Origin of the sequence: Leptolyngbya sp. CCY15150 (assembly GCF_016888135.1) — a bacterium.
In the GTDB taxonomy this organism is placed as follows: domain Bacteria; phylum Cyanobacteriota; class Cyanobacteriia; order RECH01; family RECH01; genus RECH01.
On record NZ_JACSWB010000024.1, the window covers coordinates 1 to 214 of the forward strand.

1 pseudogene is annotated in these 214 nt (G+C 54.2%); it reads right to left on the reverse strand.

The features are described from left to right. Positions 1 to 214, reverse strand: a pseudogene (locus tag JUJ53_RS00110) (photosystem II D2 protein (photosystem q(a) protein)); the annotation flags it as partial.

Consider the following 214-nt stretch of genomic DNA (forward strand, 5'->3'; position numbering starts at 1 on the left):
TCAGGGAACACAAACTTCTCGTGGGGCTGATCCTGAGGTGCCATCCATGCACGGATGCCCTCGTTCAGCAAAATGTTCTTCGTGTAGAACGTTTCAAATTCTGGGTCTTCCGCCGCACGAATCTCCTGCGACGTGAAGTCATAGGCCCGTAGGTTCAAGCCTAGACCGATGATGCCAACCGAGCTCATCCACAGACCCGTCACCGGCACAAACA